The organism is Clostridium aromativorans (assembly GCF_020908015.1).
GTDB lineage: Bacteria > Bacillota > Clostridia > Clostridiales > Clostridiaceae > Clostridium_B > Clostridium_B aromativorans.
In genome coordinates, this window is the sequence record NZ_JAJJPB010000001.1 from 478,491 (window position 1) to 500,053 (window position 21,563).

Sequence of the window (21,563 nt, forward strand, 5' to 3'; positions counted from 1 at the left end):
CCTCCTTTATTACCTGATATAATTTAAATCAGACTATCTCCATCTTCATCAATAGATTTATTTAACTTCATTAAATATTCCTCTTCACCCCAATCTTTAGTATGGTATTTATATCTGCTGTAGCATCTCATAAATTCACGTGGATAAGACACCATGGACAATATAAATTGCACGCTGTTGTCATTTAAAGTTTCATATTTACAAAACTTTGAAGTAATACGGTTAAAATCAATGTCTTTGTTTTTTCTTTTTAACTTACTCAAAAAATAAATAGCATCCATTTCTACCATATTGTAGCAGCATCCTTTTATATCTATTATTTCTATATTTTTATTTTCATTTTTTCTCAAATTATCAAAATAGGTATTTCTAAGGCACATTTCAACTCTATTCATACTTCTTATTATTAAATCCATATAGTGGCTTTGATATATATTATCCAAACATTTCTCCGCTCTTGTCAGATATTTTTCTCCTATTTCATTTATTTTTTTTTGAAAATCAGTCTTATCTTTTAATTTCTCTATTTCAACTATATCTTTTTTAAATCTCCTGGTATAGATCTTATACTGTTCTACAACTTTGCCTATGTTATTATCCAGTCGTCTGTTCATAACGCCTGTATACCCTAAAGTTTTCTCATGAAATTCACCCATTGTACATATTTGGCTTTTTATTTTATCTAGAGTTAAGTCCTCATATTTAATCTTGTTCTTAAATTCTTTTACCACAAATATTTTCTTTGATTCTAGATATTTTATAAAATATGACTCGATATTGTCACAATACACTTTTAAATCACCCCGTAATTTTACTTTTGTCTTGGTTCTATCTGTGAGCTTTTTTCATTTCTTTTAATATATGTCGTTTCTTTTTTTCAAGTTTCATAACTTCTTTTTTCTTCTTATGCATCTTTTCTAATTGTTTGACAGTTTTTTTCAAACTCTCTGCCTTGTTTTCATAATATCCTAAATCATTATTTTCAATTTCTTCCATCTTTCGAGAGTGTGATTTTTTATGTGACATAAACTTACTCCTCCTTGTATCAACTATATTTTTTTATTTTGAAACTCTTCTATAAACTCCAGTCTATCCTGCCTATCTCTAAATATCTTATTTAATTTCTTAATAAAATGCTCCTCTCCCCAAGGTTGTTCTTCCCAATAGTACTGTATTCCTATTTGCCAATAATTCTGTGGAAACTCCATAAAAGCAGCCATAATAGGTATATCTTCCTGTCTTACGTTATTTATTGCACTATATGCATCTATAATAAAAGTCGCATTGTCAAGTCTCCATTTCCCATTTTTCATCACCCTTATAATCAAACTAGCCAAATCATGAAGATAAGTATCCATCATACAGTAATCAAAATCTATAATATTTATCTCCCCTTGATCATCTATTAGGACATTATGGTTTGCATAGTCATGATGACAAAATCCACCGTCTTTTATCTGCCTTTTCATACTATTTATATAATCAGAAGCTTTCAAATGCTCTATCGAACTCTCTGCCATACGGATTTCTTCTTTCATAGCCTCCAAATACAATACATCAAACTCCTCTTTATGTGGTTTATTCATTATTCTTCTTTTAAAATCCAATATCTCATTTCTTCTAGTCATAAAATTCTCTATCCATTTAAACCATCCTATTCTTGGATTCATTTTATCCGTAACTTGAAAATTATGACTTTTTCTGTGAAGCTCCGCTAACTTCGAAGTAGCCACTAAAATATCTAACGGATTGTTATAATCACATTGTCTGGAATTAATCCATTTGCACAAATAAGCATAGGAATCACCTATTTTTATATAATTCTTTTTATTTTTGGTGTTAATTATTTCAGGTATGTTTCTAAACTTTTCATTTTGGAGATGCTTTATAGCGGAAATTATAAATAGAAAATGTCCGAAATCATAATTTATTACTTTCAAACAATATTGGTGGTATTTGGTATGGATTTTATATATGCTCTTTATCTTCTCTATAAATTCAATATGGAGATCATAGGCATCTTCAACATATTTTCGTACTTTCAATATATCCAAAAGCTTCTTCCTCCAAAAATTATTATATACGTAGTATATGTCTAATCTCACGTGTATGTGATAGATATAAATTCATTTAGCTTCAGATTTAAAAGTTGCTTTCACCTTTTTATATAGGTGTTAATAATATATATTAGAACGCTTCAATCAGTTTAGTGTTACTAGAGTGTGGAGGTAGAGAACAATGAAAATTGCCGTTGATGCAAGAGGAATCAATTGGTATAGGGGAACCGGCATAGGCACTTATACAGAAAAAATACTAAAATATATGATCAAAAATCACGAGGAAAATTTTTACAATATATATTGGTCAGGTAATAAATATGAAAGTTTTAGGCAAAAGAATACTAAAATAATAATGTCTTCTAAAAGACAACATAGATTTTTTGAACAATATTTTTTTCCCGAAAATTTAAAAAGGGAAGCTGTAGATATATATCATATTCCTCAAAACGGTATCGGCATATCTGAAAATATAAACTGCAAAAAAGTTGTCACTATACATGATTTAATACCTTATGTACTTCCTGAAACTGTTGGAAAGGGATACTTAGAAAAATTTTTAAAGCAAATGCCAAATGTTATCGACTTAGCTGATGGAATAATAACCGTATCCAATCATTCCAAAAATGATATCTTAAAGTTCTTTCCAATGGATAAAAATAAAATATTTGTAACTCCTTTGGCCGCAGATGAAAAATATAAGCCCTTAGAAAAAGACAAATGTAAATATAGTATAAAAATCAACTACAATATAAATAATCCTTTTATTCTCTATATAGGAGGCTTTAGTCCCAGGAAAAACGTATCCTCATTAATAACCTCCTTTTCTAAAATTCACAAAAATTTAGATAAGAATTATGACTTAATTATAATAGGCTCAAATAAGGACGACTTAGATATACTAAAAAATTTAAGTATAGATTTAAATATAAAAGATAATGTTAAATTTACGGGATTTGTGGAGGAAAAAATGCTACCTATTTTTTACAATGCTTGTGATGCTTTCATATATCCATCCTCATATGAAGGATTTGGCCTTCCGCCATTAGAAGCCATGAGCTGCGGTACTCCTGTAATAACTTCAGATACATCATCCATTCCAGAAGTGGTGGGAGATGGTGGTATCCTTATAAATCCATCTGATATAAAAAGCCTTATGTATTCTATAGAGGCCTTACTCAACGATGAAAGTATAAGGAAGGAACTGAGCTTAAAAGCTTTAAATCAGGCGTCTAAATTCTCCTGGGAGAAAACTTCGGAAAATACTATCAGAGCCTATAAAAAAATTTTAGATATGTAAAATTGCTATAAAAAAAAGCAAAAACCTTTTAGCTGCTCTCGCTCCCAGTTAAAAGGTCTTGCTTATATGTTAAAAGATCCCTAAGATTAATTCCCCATATTTTTATTATACACTAATTTAAAAATTTAGTAAACGTTTTTATAACTCAAATTAAAATTTTAAGGAATAGCATTTTATTTTTTTAAATTACTTTTAAGAGACATTTCTATATTTTCCATTATAGTCTTAAAATCTTTATTTTCTACATTGGTTGCAGTTAAAATTTTCTTTACCTTTTCTCTTACTCGTGGAAAATCTTTAGTATAGTTTATATTAAAACTTCCCTGTTCTACTTCAGCAAATAAATTCCATATCCTATTGTCAAAATAAGAAACTTGTTTATTAAAATCTACAAGATTATATATATTTATATTTGCCGGAAATCTTCCATATTTATTCAATAAATCCATCTGCAGTTTGTCGTCCGTAAGGGCAAAGTTTATAAAAGTCTGTGCCAGTTTAGCTTGCTTAGTATTTTTATTTATAATTAAATTGGTACCTCCAACGGAGACATCTCTATTTCCACCTGCTTCAAAAGAGGGAAATTTCATTATGCCCCATTTATAACTATCTTTAGAATAAGTATTCATCAATGATTTAGCATAAGTTGGATCCCCAATAAATGACACTATTTTATCTCCCTTTAATCCATTTATCAAATTACTTTTAGAACTAAAATCTTTTATCAAATTTTCTCTATAAAGAATTTTAGCTATATCCATAACTTTAGACCACTTCTGAGACTGAAATCCCAATTTGCCACTTTCATTAAAGTAACTTGTTCCCAGTTGATTTGCAAGCAATAAAAAAATATCACTATTATAATTAGAAACATCTGCCATAAACACTTTCCCAGTATCTTTTTTTATCTTTTTTCCCGCTTCTATATAATCATTCCAGGTTTTTATATTATTTTCATCAATACCCTCTTTGGCAAATATATCTTTTCTATATATTAAAGTTTCAGGACATGTATCCCAAGGTAATGCATAAATTGATCCCTTTATAGTATCATTGTTTACCTTATTGCTTAATAAAATATTCTTATATAAACTCACCGAATCTGTTATTTTTAAAATTTTGTCTGAATACGCAGATAGAATATGCTTCACATAGCTGTCATTCACTGTCAATATATCTGCTTGATACTTAGAATTATCCAATATGGACTTAATATTATCATCCGTACCTTTTACTGTTATGACATCTACAGTAACTTTTTTATATGTCTCACTAAATCTATTTGCCGCAAACTTTAACTGTGGCCCATGTTCCATATCAGTCACAATTTTAATATTTCCCTGAAGCAATTCTTTACTGTCTTTTTTACCTTGAGGTCCATTACAAGAAACAGTAGAAATTAAAATTATCACTAGTACTAAAAATAATACCCTCTTTACACATCTGTTCATAAAAACTCCCCTACATTTTTATTAATTATAACTTAGCATACACATTTTATACTAATCTTAACAAATAAAAATACATCTTTCAACTTTATACTGCATCTAAGAAATCTTAAAAAATTAAAACATCCGGAGAAGTCATTCTTCTTCGGATGTTTTAAAGATTTAACCTTTAGACATTTTATAATTTCCATTACAGCTAAAATCTTCTTTCCATGCACTTTCTGCATAAGGTTTAAAATCTGCTGACAATTTATCCAATTTTTTCTGAAATTCAGGATCTTCCAGCATCCTCCTAGCACCTTCATCTGTAGGTTTCGCTCCAGTTTTCCTTGCAATTTCTCTAATCTGCTCTGTATTGTCAATCATCATACAAGGCAGCAATAAGTTATCATTATAAGGTTGTCTGTGCCTCAGTTCATTGAAAAAATCTGACTTGAATACATCCACAAGTTTTTTGCCCTTCAAATTGTCCACTGCAAAATGGGCAAATATACAAGGCTCTACCTGCTCTTCTGAATTTATATGACAGTAAAATTTACCTGCTATGCATCCTCCAACATAAGGAGCATCGTTAAAAAAGTCAATGGCAAAATACGGTTTTGTAGTTCTTATCTTTCTAACCCTTTCTCCAAGATGTATTCTTTGTTCGGGGGTAAGCATCAGATCCACATCAGGTTCTTTACCCACAGGCATATATATAAAATACCAGCTCATTTTAGCGCCTTTTTCCACCAGCATATCTATGAATTCATCTGATGTAACTGTATCTATATTATACCTGCTAACTGCTGTAGAAACTCCAAATAAAACTCCCCTCTCCCTCAGAAGCTCCATTGCATGCATAACTTTCTTAAATATCCCCTTGCCTCTTCTTTCATCTGTTTCCTTTTCAAATCCCTCCAATGAAAACATGGGAAGTACATTGCCAAGTTTTTGTATTCTATCTGCCAGTTTTTCATCGAATAAAGTTCCGTTAGAAAATGGAGTAAACATACAATCATTATATTTTTCATATATATCAAGCATATAGCTATTTATAAAAGGCTCCCCGCCAAGAATTACAAAATAGTAAATTCCAAGATCTCTGGCCTCACCAATTATTCTATCTACCTCTTCTTTAGGAATATCATCTTCCTTGCTGTAGCTTGAAGCGTAGCATCCAGTGCACCTTAAATTACATCTCATAGATGGACTCATCAAAATAGTAAAAGGAGTTTTTGTTCCTGTTTCTCGAAAAAATTTTTCTCTCTTTGGTATCCCATACCAAGCTGAATTTGCAAAAAAATTAGTAAAAAATTTATCTATGCATTTTTTATTGGAATCTTTAACAATGCTTATAGCTAGTTTGTGAATTGCAGGATTTGTTTTATACAATTCCTCAACTCTAAGCACTTTAGCTAAATTGTCCTCATCATTTTTTACCGTCCTTTTTATTAGTGCAAATATTTTATCAAGATTTTGTTCCGGATCCCTGTCAAGTAACTCTACACCAGCTTTAACCAATGCATCCTTAGCTGTCTTTTCCAATATTGCAGTTACCTTCATACGGCATTCCTCCTAAATAATAATAATATAAGAAACGAATGCTTCAAAACATCCATTTCTCTTTTAAATACATAGGATATAAAAACAATAAAAACATTATCATATAATATATGTTATTTATATACCAATATAATATAGCTTTTAACATATATTTGTCAATATTCAATTCAAACAACTACAGTCTATGATTTATAATTTTCATATAAACCACTCTAATATACTAAAATTGGTCCTTAAACCTTCATTGTTTTAACAACTTAGCCATAGTTTCTCTATATACTTCCTGTATACCCACTTTATTTTTCAGCGCAAGTTTTTTACAATCCTCATACTCAATTTTACTCTTTATCTTCTTTCCTTTATAATAGGCATTTTTTACATTGACCTCTCCATATTTGGTAATTACTTTTGTAAAATCCCTATTCAAAATATTTCTTTGCATTTTATACTTTCTAAAACCTATAGTTGTGGTTTGTGTCAGAATAATTTCTCTCATTTTTTCCTCTATTTCAGATTTATATAACACAGTAAGCTTTACTGCAGGTCTCTCTTTTTTCATGATTATAGGCGTCAAATATACATCTGACGCCCCATTTTCCAGTAAAGCATCCATTGTACATTGATACATTTCGGGGTTCATATCATCTATATTGCACTCTATAACCTGTATATCCTCTACCTTATAATCTTTATTATTAAAATCATGTTCACCTAGTTTTTCCCTATTAATTGATATATATTCAATTTTATGATTTTTATTCTCACTAAAATTTTTCCGTTTACCATCGTTTTCTGCAGGAATAGTTTCTCCTAAAAAGACCCTCAGTACATCTGGAATGCCATCATTATCTCTATTGCCTATGCCATAGCCTATTTTAGCTATTTTAAAATTTTTATTCTCTGTATATTTTGAAGAAAAATAAGATAATATTGCTGCACCTGTCGGAGTAGTAGCCTCAAATGGTACTTCAGATTTAATGGGAATATCCTTTAATATTTCCGCTGTGGCAGGTGCCGGTACCGGAAATACACCATGGGCGCATTTTACAAATCCCCTGCCAACTTCCACTTTAGAGGCTTCCACTTTATCCACTTTTAAATAATCAAAACATACGGCAGCCCCTACAATATCAACTATAGAGTCCACCGCCCCTACTTCATGAAAATGTATTTCATTTAAGGGTTTATTGTGTACTTTGGCTTCAGCCTCTGCTACCTTTTTAAAAATTTCCACACTTATATTTTTAACCCTTACGTTTAAATCACTGTAATTTATTATATCTTCTATATCATTTAAATTTCTATGGTGATGGGAAGCATGGTCATGTTCTTTTTTCAGAATTACATCCACCTTAGTTCCTGATATGCCATTTTTTATATCCCTATGTGTATTAATTTCGTATCCTTCAACTTTTAATTTGGATAACTCTGTTGTTAAATATTCCACATCCACTCCTAGATCTATTAGTGCTCCCAAATTCATATCTCCACTTATTCCAGAAAAACAGTCATAATAAAGTATCTTCATAATTTTTAATCTCCTATAATCATTTGTCTAATAATGTGATAATATAATTTTACCATAAATATGAATATTTTGCATAGTTGAAACGCTCTTATCAAAAATGTGAAATTTTCACATTTAATTTGACAAAACAATCACCTAGTATATAATTTATTATATATCTCTCGTATAACATAAAAGGGGTTGTATTATTGAAAAAATTACAGCGTAATTTCTATAATAAAGACACTCTGTCTGTGGCAAAAAATCTTCTTGGCAAAATATTGGTTCACACTATCAATGGCAAAAGGCTATCCGGAAGAATAGTTGAGACAGAAGCTTACAAAGGTATTACAGATAAAGCCGCTCATTCCTACGGTGGAAGGCGGACCAAAAGAACTGAAGTCATGTACGGTCCCTGCGGTTTTTCATACGTGTACATGATATATGGAATGTATTATTGTTTCAATATAGTAACTGAAAAAAAAGACATACCTGAGGCAGTATTAATACGAGCCGTTGAACCTCTGGAAAATTTAAATGAAATATCTCTAAACAGATATAATAGATTATTTTCTTCTTTAAATAAGACCCAAATAAAAAATTTGACCAACGGCCCCGGCAAATTATGTAAGGGACTAGCCATAGGTAAAACTGAAAATAAGCTGGATCTTTACGGCAATACTTTATATATTGCAGAAGATAATTTCAGCAATTTTAATATAAAAAATGCTAAACGTATAGGTATCAGTTATGCTCAGGAAGCAGCAGATTATCCCTGGAGATTTTATATAGAGAATAATATCTATGTATCTGTCAAATAAATTTATGAAAGCGATTTTTATAACATGAATTACGTCTATATTTTAAAGTGTAGGGATGGCACTTTTTATACAGGATATACTAATAATTTAAAAAAAAGACTAAAAGCTCATAACAGTAAAAAAGGGGCCAAGTATACTAAGGGCAGGACTCCTGTAAAGTTAGTTTATTTTGAAGAATTTATCCTAAAAAAAGAAGCCTTACATAGAGAATATTCAATAAAAAAAATGAAACGTGAGGAAAAATTAAAATTGATCAAATCATTGAACTTAGAAGATAGATTTACGCAAAATATTTCCACCTTTTAATAATAAAATAAAGGATTTAGTATTAGAAAATCAGTCGATTTTAATACTAAACCCCTTTTGTCAATAAAGATCTACAATTAACTTTACGTTTAATATTTACAGATATTTCTGGAAATTGCTTTTATTTTTCAAAATGTCCACTAAATATTTTAATTCCTGATCTTTATTTTTATCCATAATTAAAAGTACATCTTTGCAATTTATCACAATTAAATCCTTTACTCCAAACATTACTATAAGTTTGTCATTTCCAAATACGGTACAGTTTTCGCTGGACTGCAGTACCGCATTTCCCTTTACATTATTTCCATCAAAATTTTTAAAAAGCCTTCCCAAAGCAGTAAAAGTTCCTATATCATCCCAAAAGAACTCACATTTAATTACATATGCCTTTCTGGTTTTTTGCATTATTCCAAAATCAACAGATATTCCATCTATAATTTCATATTGCTCCTTTACAGTTTCCTCCTCCCATTTCGTATTCAAACTTTGATACATAGATAACATACATTTATACATCTTAGGAAGATACTTCTGCATTTCTCTTAAAAAAACATCTGCCCTCCACACAAATATTCCACTATTCCAAAGATATGTGCCTTTTAATATCAAATCTTTAGTTACTTCTATATTGGGTTTTTCCAAAAATCTCTCAACTTTAAAAGTGGCAGTTCCTAAATTAACCTTTTCCCCCATTTCTATATAACCATATCCAGTCTCAGGTCTGGTAGGTTTAATTCCCATGGTAACAAGGCCCCTTTTCTTTTCCGCAATCTGTACAGCCTGAGAAACAGTATCTAAAAACAACTTTTTATTTTCTATATAATGATCCGAAGGTAAAATTATCATAGTAGCGTCAGGATCTCTTTTTAATAGTTTCACCGCCGAAAAGCCAATACAAGTGGCAGTTTCCTTATTTTCAGGTTCTGCAAATATATTTTCTTTGTCTATATCTAAAAGCTCTTCTTGGACCTTATCTATATATTCTTCATTTGTAACTACATATATATTTTTTTTATCCACCAGAGGTATAATTCTATCTATGGTATTTTGTAAAAAACTCTTATCATTTACAATTTTTAAAAATTGTTTTGGATTTTTAGCCCTAGATAATGGAAATAGCCTTGTTCCTTTGCCTCCTGCAAGAATTAGCGCATATAACAATAACTTCACTCCAAATATAATGCTTACTATGTTTTATAATATGTGTAAGTCATTCTAAGTGTGAAACAGAATAATTTCACATTTTAAACTGGCTGAATTTTGCTTCTATTCTTACCTTTTGCTGATTTAAACATAATTACAGAAGTATATACTATAATCCCTATAACTACCCATTTTAATATGGAAAGCGGAAGTGATTTAACTACATAAGCAGCTATCAATACACCAATTGATCCAAATATCATAACAGGAAGAGGCGTTCTGGCATCATAAGCTCCCTCTTTTACAAATTTTACAGAGGCTGCCGCTTCTAAAAAAGCACAGGAACCCATCATTACTGGAAATGCTACTTTAGGGCTCATACCAAGAGTAAATACTAGAGCCATGCAGGGTGCGTAAATTCCTATACCAAGAGTCATAAATGCTCCAAATATAAAATTTCCAATTAAGCCTATGATCAACCTTACACCTGTTAAGCCAGTTGAAGCTCCTCCCGATGGCATTAAATTTATTTGTCCAGCAAACATTATAAAAGCCACTACTAAAAGCGCAGAACCCATACCTATTTCTATTTTTCTCTCATCCAATTTAGCTACAAATCCAGCTCCAAGTACGGCTCCAAGAGTAGCCGCTACAATCATAGATATCAGAGTAAAAGGTTCCACTTTGATCACATTTATAAATACCATAGCTTCCACTATTACAGGTATTGCACAGGAAACATTTAACGTACCGGGTATAGTTCTATCCTCAGTTAATTTAAAATTTTTTAATATGGCTGTGAAGATGGCAAAGCTGCCTATTCCCAAAGTGTCAAAAAAATTAACTATAAAGCCACTCACAGCAAAAGTCAAAAATTTTCTATTATCAATAGATTTGTTTTTTATCCTATCTATATAGTCTTTAATAAACACTGCTAAAAAATATAATGCTGAAATAATAAGTAATATCATTAAAATTTTAATCACTCACATCATTCCTTCCTATAATTGATTATTCGTTTACATAGTTAATAACTTAACATTGTTTTGCATAAATTTATTATTTAACTTGCAGTGTATTGAAAGGCCTCGTATCCCACTCACATGGGAACGAGGTCTTATATAATATCAATTCCAATTTTTACACATATGAGAATATTCTATAAATATCAGTGTGAGATTTCATGATAGCTCTATTATTTTATTAATTCTATAGCTATAAATTTTATGCTTCTACAGTCTTTTGCTTGTGCTTTGATGCGGATCTAAACATAGCTACAGATGTATAAACTAAAACAGCAATTACAACCCATTTCAAAATATTCAAAGGTAGTGACTTAACTATATATGCCGCTATCAGTACACCTATAATGCCAAATATAGTTATAGCCATAGAGGCCTTTCGGTCATAAGAATCTTCTTTTATAAATTTAGCTGAAGCAGCCGGCATCAAAAATGCACAGGAGCCCATCATTATAGGGAAAGCTACCTTAGGGCTCATTCCAAGTGCAAACACCAATGCCATACAAGGTGCATAAAGTCCTATGCCAAGTGTCATAAGAGCTCCCAATATGAAATTAGCTATTACAGCAACTACAAGTTTTGCCCCTGTAAGTCCTATTTCAGTTCCACCTACGGGCATAAGATTTAACTGACCTGCCAGCATTACAAATGCCACTACAATCAATGCAGCACCCATCCCCAATTCTACCTTTCTCTCGTCCAGTTTGGAAACTATTCCTGCACCTATTACCGCACCCACAGTTGCCGAAATCAACATGGCAAACAGTGTTACAGGCTCTACTTTTATAACTGTTATAAATATAAGTGCTTCAACAATTACAGGAATAGTACAAGATACATTCAAAGTACCGGGTAAAGTTCTATCTTTCGTAAGGTTGAAAAACTTTAACAATGCTGTGCTGGTTGCAAAACTGCCTATTCCAAGAGTATCAAAAAAATTTGCTATAAATCCAACTCCACCTAGTGCAAAGAAATTTGCTTTTTCCAATTTTTTTTCTTTAACGGCTTTTGCATAATCTTTAAAGAATAAAAATGCAAAGTACAATACCAAAATAAGCAGGATACCAAAAATTATTTTTACCACTAAAAGACCCCCTTTATTTTTTTCTTATAATTATAAATATTTTGCAAAAATCAATACAGTACTAAATTTATATATTTTTTAATTTATTTAAGGATGAACCCATATTTAACTGGATCATCAGGATCTATAAAGAACTGATTATGTCCTGTTATATAAGCAGAACCAGTTATCTGAGGAATAACTGCATCATAGTCTCCAACTTTAGTTGTCCCAAGTATTTTTCCTTTAAATTTTGTATTTATTATACTTTCATATACAAAGTCTTCATTTACATTAAGCTCTCCTCTTGCATAGAGAGTAGCCATTTTAGCACTAGTACCTGTCCCACAAGGTGATCTATCTAATTGTCCCTGTCCAAATATAACTGCATTTTGATAAGTAGCATCCTCACTTTTTGCGGGTCCCCATATTTCACATAAATCCACAGTTTTTATATGGGAAAGGGTAGGGTGTTGTATCTCTACTTGCTGATTTACTGACTTTATTATTTTCATTCCTACTTCTATTAATTTTTGTGCATTTTTAGGTTCTATTTCTATTCCCAAATTTTTAGCTTTAACTATGGCAAAGAAACTTCCTCCAAAAGATATATCCATCACAACTTTTCCCACGTCAGGCACTTCTACTTCTACATCCTTTTTATATAAAAATGCTGGTACATTGGTTATAGAAACTTCCTTTGCACTTCCGTTCTTCACTTTTACAGATGCTTGTATAAGCCCTGCAGGAGCCTCTAAAGTAAGTTTTGTAACCGGCTCGACAGCTTTTACAATACCAGTCTCCACTGCTACTGTAGATGCACCTATGGAGCCATGCCCACACATGTTCAAGTATCCGCCGCCATCCATAAATATTATTCCTATATCAGCCTTGTCTGTAGTTGGCTGTGTCAATATGGAGCCAAACATATCATTGTGCCCTCTCGGTTCAAGCATTATAGCTGTCCTCAAATAGTCCATATGCTCTTCAAGATAAGCTTTTTTTTCTGGCATTGTATTGCCAGGAATATTCGGAACTCCCCCTACAACTACCCTTGTAGGCTCTCCCATTGTGTGTGAGTCAATTGCAAATATAGTCCTTTCAATGTTCATGATTAATCCTCCTTATTTCTCATTTTTAATTTTAAAAAAGCTAATGCCTTTTTAGCATCCAGTTCCGTCACATTGTTTTCTCCAACCACTTCAGTTTCGATACCCTCTTGCGACTTATTAAAATCTACTATGGTGTCCATATACTCATTAGTAACTACAAACTGCGCTTGAGTTCCCACAAAGCTCATCCCCACTATGGGTATATTTCTTTTGCCTATTTCTTCTATAGCTGTGGCAAAATCTATGTTGCTGTTTCCCCATCCATCTATAGATACTATGGCCCCATCAGCCCTCATGGCTTCCACCCAGGCTGCTATTCTCTGGGCTACAAAAACCTTATCCTGGTTTTCCTGAGGCGTTCCTGCAACAATGACTCCCAGAAGATCTACATCATCGTCATTTGATACCACATCTAAAAGCGGATCTCTAAAATGATGTAACGTAGTCTCTTTTGTAGATGGTCCAATTCCCACTTTTATCACCTCTAATTCATAGCTCTCAATGCGCCATCCCTATACTCATTAGGGCTTAGTATTATAGGTATATTTCCCATATCTATTACAGATCTACATCCTATGAATCCACCTGGGCTTTTAGCAAAAACCCCTGTATCATACATGGCTCCTTGTCCCGCCACCTGCTTTATTATAACAACTTTCTTTTTACCATATCTTATTCTATCAAAATACTCATATTTTTCACTGCATTTTTCACCATGTACTTTTTTTAAATGTTCTCTTATTTCCTGAATTATCTTATCACAAACTTCATGAGCTGCCATAGGTCCCGGTCGGCTGCTTCCTTTCCCAGACTTTAATGTGACATTTACATTGATAATAGTATCATTCTTATCAGGTGTTCCAGCTTTTCCAAATACTACCTGTTCCTCAAGTATTCCTTCAGAAGAACCAAATTCAGCAACTTGGACTCCATCTTCATCTACGCCTGTCAGCATAACGTATACACCTGTTAAAACATGTGTTATTCCTTCACCAATTCTACCCAGCACCTTAACAGCTATAGGTGAAAAATCCATTATGGAATTTACAAAAATATCATGTCTATTAGGTTCAATTATATTTAGATCTACTTTCTCAATAAGATCTTCATTTATATCTATATTATCCGCTATATCCTTTTTGATATATAAATTTTTACCCTCTATGGATGTATTATCTGCAAATTCCACCTTATCTATAGAAAAAGTTTTTATAACAAGTCTTCTCATTTTTCTCTCTTTATCCATATATCTCACCCTATTTTAAATTATCTTATAGCAATTACAAACTTTTCAGTCTGTAATTGCCATAAATAAAACATTTCATTTAGCAAGAATTCTTAAATCGAGCACCATTTTATAAGCATCAAACTTTTGCTACATATTCATAAGGAAGTGGTACTATTGTGCCTGGAGTAGTTATCTTAGTAAGCTGTGTAAGTGCGTCCTTTACTATTCCAGTCTGCATCTCTATATTATGGGGTTCACCTGCGTTGGCACCCATAGGAACTCTTGGAGCAACTGCTCTTGGAGTACCTGTCTGCTTAACTACAGGAGGTAATGCTGCTATAATTATAGTAGGAATACCTATCTGTTCTATTGCTCTCTGCACCAATACTGCAGAGCGGTGGCAGGTTCCTCATCCAGCAGTCATTATAACTGCATCTACATCTTCATCTTTCAATATTTTAGCTATAGTTGGGCCAGTTTCCTCCCTGAATTTCTGTTGGTTTCCACCGCCGCCCATGAATCCTATATGAGTTGGTGCTACTGAACCAATGAAACCTGCTTTTGCCAATTCTCTCAATCTATCCAATGGAAACATACAGTTCACATCTTTGTTTACATCTCCATTATCATATCCTCCATGAGAAACCATAAGATCATCAGTATTAGTATCACCAGGGACTCTCCTAAATGTAAAATCTCCTGCCAAATTAAATCTTTTGTCTGTCTTTAAATGTACTCCTGCTGCAGAAGCAATGGCAATTTTCATATCTTTAAGTTCTTTTGTCACCGGAGCCCATACTGGAGGAGGAGTTATGGGCACATATATTTCTGATTGCAACCCTTTAACAACCGTTAAATCCATTATAGATTACCTTCCTTTCCGTTCTTTTTATCAATATTACTTATATATTTCTCATTAGCCTTTAATGAAAGTACTTCTGGGAAACTCATTTTAAATCCAACTTCCTGCCCTAATTTTAATGGGTAGTCCGTTATCAACATCCTGAGAGGTATTTTCAAATATCCTAGTCTTCCCTTCAAATCTATTCCAACGGCACCATCTTCGACCTGAACAATTATTCCCTGCATTTCAATGATCTTGTCACCGTATTTTAATTTCATCTAATTTACCCTCTTATATTAAGAATATTTCTCTTTCCTCTTCTTACTCATTGGAAGTGACTGTTCATTTTTAGCTCTTTCTATTTTTTCACCAGCAGTTTCTTCTACAAGATCCAGGTTATTTTCAAGCACGTTTCTATTGTATTTTCTTTCTGCCTTCTTAACATCTTCTCCTGCCATAGCTGCCTTAAGCATAGCAACACCTCTTACAGCATCTTCCGGACAAAGTGTATTACAGCCAAGTACTTCATTTTCTATTCCTGCTTCAGACTTATTATTGTCTATCATATACTTCATATACTTGTTCCCAACGACCAAAGCTCCCTGAACTGCACAGAATGAGAAAGCTACACAAGGTATTCCTCTCATACCTATCTGTTCCACATGGCTGGCAAAGTCAATGTGATTGTTTCCAAATCCTTCTGTCGTGACAAAAGCTCCATCTACGTCAAGTGCCTCTACAATCATTCCCATTCTCTCTGATACATAGAATTTCTCAGTATTTATCTGAGGGCTTCCCACAAATAATACTCCACAGAGATCCAGCTCTTCATCATTTAAAACTTGATGTACTAAAGGCTCTCTCCAATAATGCCTGGAGCACTCCTTAGATGCAGGTCCTATGCAGGTCAGTGCATGAATTCCTCCATCAGCTACCTCAAGAGGTGATAACATTACAGGAACATTTCCCAAATCTACATTTGGTTTTCCTCCAAGGAATCCAACGGGCTCTACAGGTAATATTAAATTATCATGCATTGCACCCTGGCCCATTATCTCTTTTACTATTATAACCTTTTTCTTACCAGGTCTTCTGACATGCTTAAACTCTTCTACATTTACCACCAAAGATTCATCATCGACCTTTTTAAGTGCCTCTCTTATTTCTTGCGTCAATACATCTGTAGCTTTATGAGCAGCTAAAGGTCCTCTTCTCTCCATGTTTGTCTTGGCTTGAATAGTCATCTGAGTTTTGATAAATATTTCTCCTTTGTCTGGACAGCTTGGTCTTCCCCATTGAATGTTTTCATCCAAATATCCTTCTGAAGAACCAAATTCTCCAATCTGAACTCCATTCTCATCAGTACCTGTGAGCATCATCACAACGCCATCCAATACTCTAGTTACCCCAGTGCCCAGCTTTGAGTCTCCCTCTTTTGTGGCAATTGGCTGTACATCCATTATGGTCTCACTGTAAGTGTGATATTTGTCGGGTGTTATTATGTCAATCTTCATATCCTTAACCAGTTGGCTCTCATCTACAGCATCCTTGCAAACAGCTTCTCTTATATAAAGAGTTGTTCCCTCTATTTTTGTCTCTGGTCCAAATTCTACTTTGTCGATCTTATAATGTTTTCTCGTAAGTGTTCTCATTACTTTTTCTTCTTCTGGAGCTTCTTTTCCACTCTTGCTTTCCACTACACCATTAACACCAGATATAGATTTTACTGCCGGTACTGTAACCCCATTTGCAGAAGATACTGCACCTAATCCTCCCAGTGGCAGCTCTATATTAATTCCCTTGCCTTCGGCAATTTTAATTTTAAGAACTCCGCTAGAAACACTGCTCGATTTACCAGCCCTTTCTTTTTTAACATAGCCTTCTAGAATATCTCCAGTTACAACCGTTAGAGCTGGTGCATCAACTTTAAGTTTTTTTCCAATGACTTCTTCTCTTGAAAGCACATTTTCATCCAATTTAATTAATAGTGAATCTTCAAGTTTTTCAAAATTCATTGGATTTTCCAGATCAGCAGCTTCTATAGTATCTCCTGCTTTTTTGTTGTACTTTAGAACTGCCTTCTTCTCTCCTTCAGCATTCATTCATAATACCTCCTTATTCGTTTTTCAAGGTTCTTTGATCCTAAATTTTCTATTGAACTTTTTAAAACTTAATTTATATTTAAATCCTCTTTATACGGCTATTACCCTATATAAAAAGGAAGTTCAATATCTATTCCCCTGCCTTCTTCTATCTGTATTTTCAAAGTTCCACCAACTATTGAAACAGATGCATTTCCCTCATTTACCATGTTGTCTATTTGAGGGACTTTATCTTCTGTTGAATCCTCTTTAACTTCTTCTTTATCTTCCTTCTTACTTTCTGCAGTCTTAATTCCCTCCAAAATATCTGGAGTAAGTGGAGTTAGGGAATCTATGGTTTTAGTAAGCTTTGCCCCTATTACTTCCTTTACCTTAAGACAATTATCAGGTATAGTCAGCAATCCTGAGTCCACCATATCTGGAAATATATCTGGATCTTCCAGATTTTCAGCTGCGATAATGGTACCTTCTTCTGTTCTGCAGCATACAACAGCTACTTCATCCTTTACTTCTTCTGCATGTTCAGCACTCATTGACATATTAAATCATCCTCCTTGATTTTTATATTTTAAGATTCATGTTCCATTGGAAGCCTTCTTGTTAATGGATAGTTTACTGTTCTAAATACATGATCTGTATGATGATATACAGGCAACCCCATCTTAGGTGCACAGCACATTACCGTATTTGAACAATCGCTGCAGTTGGATATAAGAACCCTTTTCGCACCTTGTTTCTTTAAGTACATAATTGCCTGTGCCTGACCCGGACAATGCCCTGGAGTTTTACATTTGTTCGCACCTTTAATTTCCTCTACATTTTTACATTTAGTCACACCAACTACCTGGGAATTCATTTTGGAAGCCACATCTCTAAGTCTTGCTTCATTAGCTCCACAAGCACATACCAAAAGTCCTATAGGGCCCTTGTACTCAGGAAAAGGTATGGTTACAATAGCTCCCCCTGAAGTCTTCGTCACTATTGCAGCGTCAATATCCTGTGAAGTCCCTGTATAGGGTCCTCCTATTATCAATTCACCGTATTCACCATCTATGCCGCCGCATTTTTCAACGAGACTTTTTATGCTTGTTCCTACAGGTACCTGAAAAAATACATTAGGTTCTATTCCTGATTTCAATTTTCCTATAACTGTTATATCTTTATCTATTACCGGCTTCCCATATTCTACCGCCATAGTTATGTTAAAAAGGGTCTCTGCATTCAGAACTACACAATCTGCATCTGCTGGAAGTTGAGTAGGTTCAAGCCATCTATCAAATATTGCATGAATAATAGCTCTTTCCTCTCCCATAGGATACATGTCAGGCAATTCCTTAATTTGTATGGAATTGTCATTTTTCAAATAATTTTTTAATACTCTTATAGCTTCTAAATGTTTAGACTTAATTGCTATATAGGCTTTCTGAGCGCCAGTAGAACTCATAGCATATCTTATCCCTTTTATTATTTCCTCGGGTTTCTTTTCTATTCTCCCTATATTGTGGTGAAGTACTGGCTCACACTCCACACAGTTGGCTATTATATATCCATTGGAAAGTTTAGTCTTTAATTTTATATGAGTTGGAAATCCTGCTCCTCCAGCACCTACAACTCCTGCTTCATAAACCGTATCGGCAATACTGTCACATTTTTTAATTTTTACATATTCTTCTGACTGTTTGTCATCTGGTTTAATTACGATTGCCGAATCAGTTATTTTTACTACATTTCCTGAAACGCTGCTGTGTATTTTAGCTCCAAGACCTTTTGGTTCTGCTATACATTCTCCCCTTTTTATTCTCTGGCCTTCCTTTACAATAGGTGTATCAGGGCCTCCTACGTGCATTTTAAGGGGAAAACTATAAAACTGTTCCATATTATCCCTCCTAAGTATTTAGGCTAATTCAACTGCCTACTAAATTTTAAAAGCATATTTTATGCCAATACGCTTTATTTTATACATACATGCTATAATGCTTACTAATGCTATATCCAGAAGCTATAAGTTTTTTTTATAGCTTCTATAAATATGAGCGAATGTATTATTTTCTGACACTTTTTGCAGTCGTAAATTCATTAATCTTTTATAAACCTTTACATGCCCCAATTATACTTTATTTTTTTAGTGTCAATAATTTAACACACTTGTTAAATTATTGACACTTCGATTGCCTACAAAAAAACACTCCAAATATTAGATTTCATCTAACATTTGGAGTGTACTTTAAAAACGATAGATATTCACTTAAATTTACTTAAATTTACTTAATTTATAATAAAGAGTGCTTCTTTTTATATTCAATATCTTTGCTGCCTTATTTTTATTCCCATGTACCATTTTCATCACTTTTTCTATGGTTTTTCTTTCTATATTCTCTGTTATTTTTTGTAGATCATATTTATTTTCATCATTATATTCATAATTTCTTATATTTTCATTTCTTATATATTCAGGTATAGATTTCACAGTTATTTTCCCATCGTTCGATAATACAACCATTCTCTGGATAACATTTTTTAGTTCTCTAATATTGCCATCCCATTTATAATCAGCTAAAATTTTATATATCTTCTCATCAATATAATTTATCTCTATACCTTCATCTTTCGATACCTGCCTAAAAAATAAATTAGATAAATCCCTTATATCCTCCCTTCTATCTTTCAAATCTGGTAATTTTATCTGCACCACAGCCAATCTATAAAACAAGTCCTCTCTAAATTTACCTTCCGATATCAATTCATTTAAGTTTTTATTTGTAGCGGATATTATTCTGGTATTGGTAATGATAGATTTTTCACTTCCCAGCCTGTATATAACTCCGTCTTGCAGTACCCTCAGCAGCTTTGCCTGCATTTCCATAGGCATATCACCAATTTCATCCAAAAATAGGGTGCCTTTATTGGCAAGTTCAAATTTGCCTATTTTACCCTTTTTTATAGCTCCCGTAAAAGCTCCCTCCACATATCCAAATAATTCACTTTCAAATAAATTTACAGGTATGGCACTGCAATTTATGGCTACAAAACTTCCAGTTCTCTCACTGGCCTTATGTATTGCTTTTGCAAATACCTCTTTCCCTGTACCGCTATTCCCTGTAATCAAAACACTGGTGGATGTAGGAGCCACTTTCTGGGCAATGGAAATTGCATCTATTATCTTTTTGTTTTTGCCTATTATAAATGAAAAATTATACTTGGAAGACAGCTCATTTTTATAGGCATCCTTAAAGAATTCTACCTTCTTTTTTTCATCTTCCAGCTGTTTCGTTAAATTCACTTCATCTGTCATATCTCTGTCTGTTGATACCACGGCTACCAACTTTTTATCCGAATTATATATTGGAAAAGCACTCAGTACTACAAACTTGCCCTTAACTGGCTCGTGAAACACATTATCAATTCTCTTTTCCGTATTCAATACTTTCAAAAGCATAGCATTTGGGAAAAAATCTCCTATATATCTATTCAATATATTATTCAGTTTAACACCATATACTCTCTCAGAAGCTTTATTCCAGTACTTTACTATTCCCTTTTCATCGCACATGCACACGCCTTCATGTAAATTATCAAATACATAATTTTGGAGTTTAAAAAGCTCATCCATTTTTATATAAAATATGTCTCTAAAATTATTATTTGTAATAATCCCAATAATGTGATTGTTTTCTACGACAGGTAATCTTCCTATATTTTTTTTAATCATCAAATCCCTTGCATATCTAGCAGATGAATTACAATCTATAGTTGACACATCCTTAGAGGCATATTTAATTACAAAATCTTTAAATGATATTCCCATATTTCTGATCCTTATTGCGTCTTTCATAGTAAATATACCAATTAGTTTTTCATCATCATCCATTATTAAAACTTCATTCCTATAAGACTGCATCATTTTATTAAGAGCATTCTCTATAGTCTCATTACTACATACCTTTACAAACCCGTCCGTCATTATATCCCTAACTTTATAAACTAATTCAAAAATACTCATTAACTCACCTACCTATATTTTTAAATATACATATATAAAATACACCTGTATACTTATTTTAT

21 protein-coding genes are annotated in these 21,563 nt (G+C 32.8%); 3 read left to right on the forward strand and 18 right to left on the reverse strand.

Going from position 1 to position 21,563, the window contains the following annotated elements; translation table 11 throughout:
* Positions 1-23: 23 nt before the first annotated feature.
* From LN736_RS02300 to LN736_RS02310, 3 genes are read right to left on the reverse strand one after another with little or no spacing between them, the layout of a single operon-like run.
* Positions 24-791, reverse strand: coding sequence for a spore coat protein (locus LN736_RS02300; RefSeq protein ID WP_150356158.1), 768 nt, complete (start codon positions 789-791; stop codon positions 24-26).
* Between the two features lie 37 nt (positions 792-828).
* The gene (locus LN736_RS02305; protein WP_150356157.1) at positions 829-1,026 is read right to left on the reverse strand and encodes a hypothetical protein; all 198 of its coding nucleotides are present in this window, start codon (positions 1,024-1,026) and stop codon (positions 829-831) included.
* A 23-nt stretch (positions 1,027-1,049) separates the two neighbouring features.
* Positions 1,050-2,054 (reverse strand): CotS family spore coat protein, encoded by a 1,005-nt coding sequence (locus LN736_RS02310; protein ID WP_229980695.1) that lies wholly within the window; start codon positions 2,052-2,054, stop codon positions 1,050-1,052.
* A gap of 184 nt (positions 2,055-2,238) precedes the next feature.
* Between LN736_RS02310 and LN736_RS02315 the strand changes: the two genes are divergently transcribed.
* Positions 2,239-3,357, forward strand: a complete 1,119-nt coding sequence (locus tag LN736_RS02315; RefSeq protein WP_150356155.1) for a glycosyltransferase family 4 protein — start codon at positions 2,239-2,241, stop codon at positions 3,355-3,357.
* A gap of 173 nt (positions 3,358-3,530) precedes the next feature.
* Here the strand turns inward: LN736_RS02315 and LN736_RS02320 are convergent, their stop codons facing one another.
* The 3 genes from LN736_RS02320 to larC form a co-directional block, all read right to left on the reverse strand.
* A complete protein-coding gene (locus tag LN736_RS02320; RefSeq protein ID WP_229980697.1) occupies positions 3,531-4,808 on the reverse strand; it encodes an ABC transporter substrate-binding protein in 1,278 nt (425 codons plus the stop codon).
* 159 nt (positions 4,809-4,967) lie between these two features.
* Complete coding sequence (locus LN736_RS02325) at positions 4,968-6,350, reverse strand: radical SAM protein (protein ID WP_229980699.1); 1,383 nt, start codon at positions 6,348-6,350, stop codon at positions 4,968-4,970.
* A 241-nt stretch (positions 6,351-6,591) separates the two neighbouring features.
* Positions 6,592-7,878, reverse strand: a complete 1,287-nt coding sequence (gene larC / locus LN736_RS02330; protein ID WP_268253723.1) for a nickel pincer cofactor biosynthesis protein LarC — start codon at positions 7,876-7,878, stop codon at positions 6,592-6,594.
* Positions 7,879-8,066: 188 nt separating this feature from the next.
* Here larC and LN736_RS02335 point away from each other — a divergent pair, with 188 nt between their 5' ends.
* On the forward strand, positions 8,067-8,678 hold the full coding sequence (locus LN736_RS02335; protein WP_229980701.1) for a DNA-3-methyladenine glycosylase: 612 nt from the start codon (positions 8,067-8,069) through the stop codon (positions 8,676-8,678).
* Positions 8,679-8,702: 24 nt separating this feature from the next.
* Positions 8,703-8,984: a GIY-YIG nuclease family protein gene (locus LN736_RS02340; RefSeq protein ID WP_150356150.1), complete on the forward strand. Its 282-nt coding sequence runs from the start codon at positions 8,703-8,705 to the stop codon at positions 8,982-8,984.
* 96 nt (positions 8,985-9,080) lie between these two features.
* Here the strand turns inward: LN736_RS02340 and LN736_RS02345 are convergent, their stop codons facing one another.
* The 12 genes from LN736_RS02345 to prdR form a co-directional block, all read right to left on the reverse strand.
* The gene (locus LN736_RS02345; protein WP_150356149.1) at positions 9,081-10,148 is read right to left on the reverse strand and encodes a mannose-1-phosphate guanylyltransferase; all 1,068 of its coding nucleotides are present in this window, start codon (positions 10,146-10,148) and stop codon (positions 9,081-9,083) included.
* Between the two features lie 83 nt (positions 10,149-10,231).
* Positions 10,232-11,116: a sulfite exporter TauE/SafE family protein gene (locus LN736_RS02350; protein ID WP_150356148.1), complete on the reverse strand. Its 885-nt coding sequence runs from the start codon at positions 11,114-11,116 to the stop codon at positions 10,232-10,234.
* Between the two features lie 238 nt (positions 11,117-11,354).
* A complete protein-coding gene (locus LN736_RS02355) occupies positions 11,355-12,236 on the reverse strand; it encodes a sulfite exporter TauE/SafE family protein (protein WP_150356147.1) in 882 nt (293 codons plus the stop codon).
* Between the two features lie 83 nt (positions 12,237-12,319).
* Positions 12,320-13,327 (reverse strand): proline racemase, encoded by a 1,008-nt coding sequence (locus LN736_RS02360; RefSeq protein WP_229980703.1) that lies wholly within the window; start codon positions 13,325-13,327, stop codon positions 12,320-12,322.
* Positions 13,328-13,329: 2 nt separating this feature from the next.
* Entirely contained in the window at positions 13,330-13,800 is a 471-nt protein-coding gene (locus LN736_RS18900; RefSeq protein WP_150356145.1) for a glycine/sarcosine/betaine reductase component B subunit, read from the reverse strand.
* Positions 13,801-13,811: 11 nt separating this feature from the next.
* Positions 13,812-14,573, reverse strand: a complete 762-nt coding sequence (prdD, locus tag LN736_RS18905; RefSeq protein WP_150356144.1) for a proline reductase cluster protein PrdD — start codon at positions 14,571-14,573, stop codon at positions 13,812-13,814.
* Positions 14,574-14,691: 118 nt separating this feature from the next.
* Positions 14,692-15,417: a D-proline reductase (dithiol) protein PrdB gene (gene prdB / locus LN736_RS02370; protein WP_150356143.1), complete on the reverse strand. Its 726-nt coding sequence runs from the start codon at positions 15,415-15,417 to the stop codon at positions 14,692-14,694.
* On the reverse strand, positions 15,417-15,677 hold the full coding sequence (locus tag LN736_RS02375) for a CBO2463/CBO2479 domain-containing protein (protein WP_150356142.1): 261 nt from the start codon (positions 15,675-15,677) through the stop codon (positions 15,417-15,419). The genes prdB and LN736_RS02375 overlap by 1 nt, the downstream gene beginning before the upstream one ends.
* Positions 15,678-15,695: 18 nt before the next feature.
* Positions 15,696-17,501: a D-proline reductase (dithiol) proprotein PrdA gene (gene prdA / locus LN736_RS02380; protein ID WP_229980705.1), complete on the reverse strand. Its 1,806-nt coding sequence runs from the start codon at positions 17,499-17,501 to the stop codon at positions 15,696-15,698.
* 101 nt (positions 17,502-17,602) lie between these two features.
* Positions 17,603-18,040, reverse strand: a complete 438-nt coding sequence (locus tag LN736_RS02385) for a sugar transporter (RefSeq protein ID WP_229980707.1) — start codon at positions 18,038-18,040, stop codon at positions 17,603-17,605.
* Between the two features lie 29 nt (positions 18,041-18,069).
* Positions 18,070-19,377 carry a proline reductase-associated electron transfer protein PrdC gene (gene prdC, locus LN736_RS02390; protein ID WP_229980709.1) on the reverse strand — a complete coding sequence of 436 codons (1,308 nt, stop codon included), beginning with the start codon at positions 19,375-19,377 and terminating at the stop codon, positions 18,070-18,072.
* A 375-nt stretch (positions 19,378-19,752) separates the two neighbouring features.
* Entirely contained in the window at positions 19,753-21,501 is a 1,749-nt protein-coding gene (gene prdR / locus LN736_RS02395; protein ID WP_229980711.1) for a sigma-54 dependent transcriptional regulator PrdR, read from the reverse strand.
* Positions 21,502-21,563 lie beyond the last annotated feature (62 nt).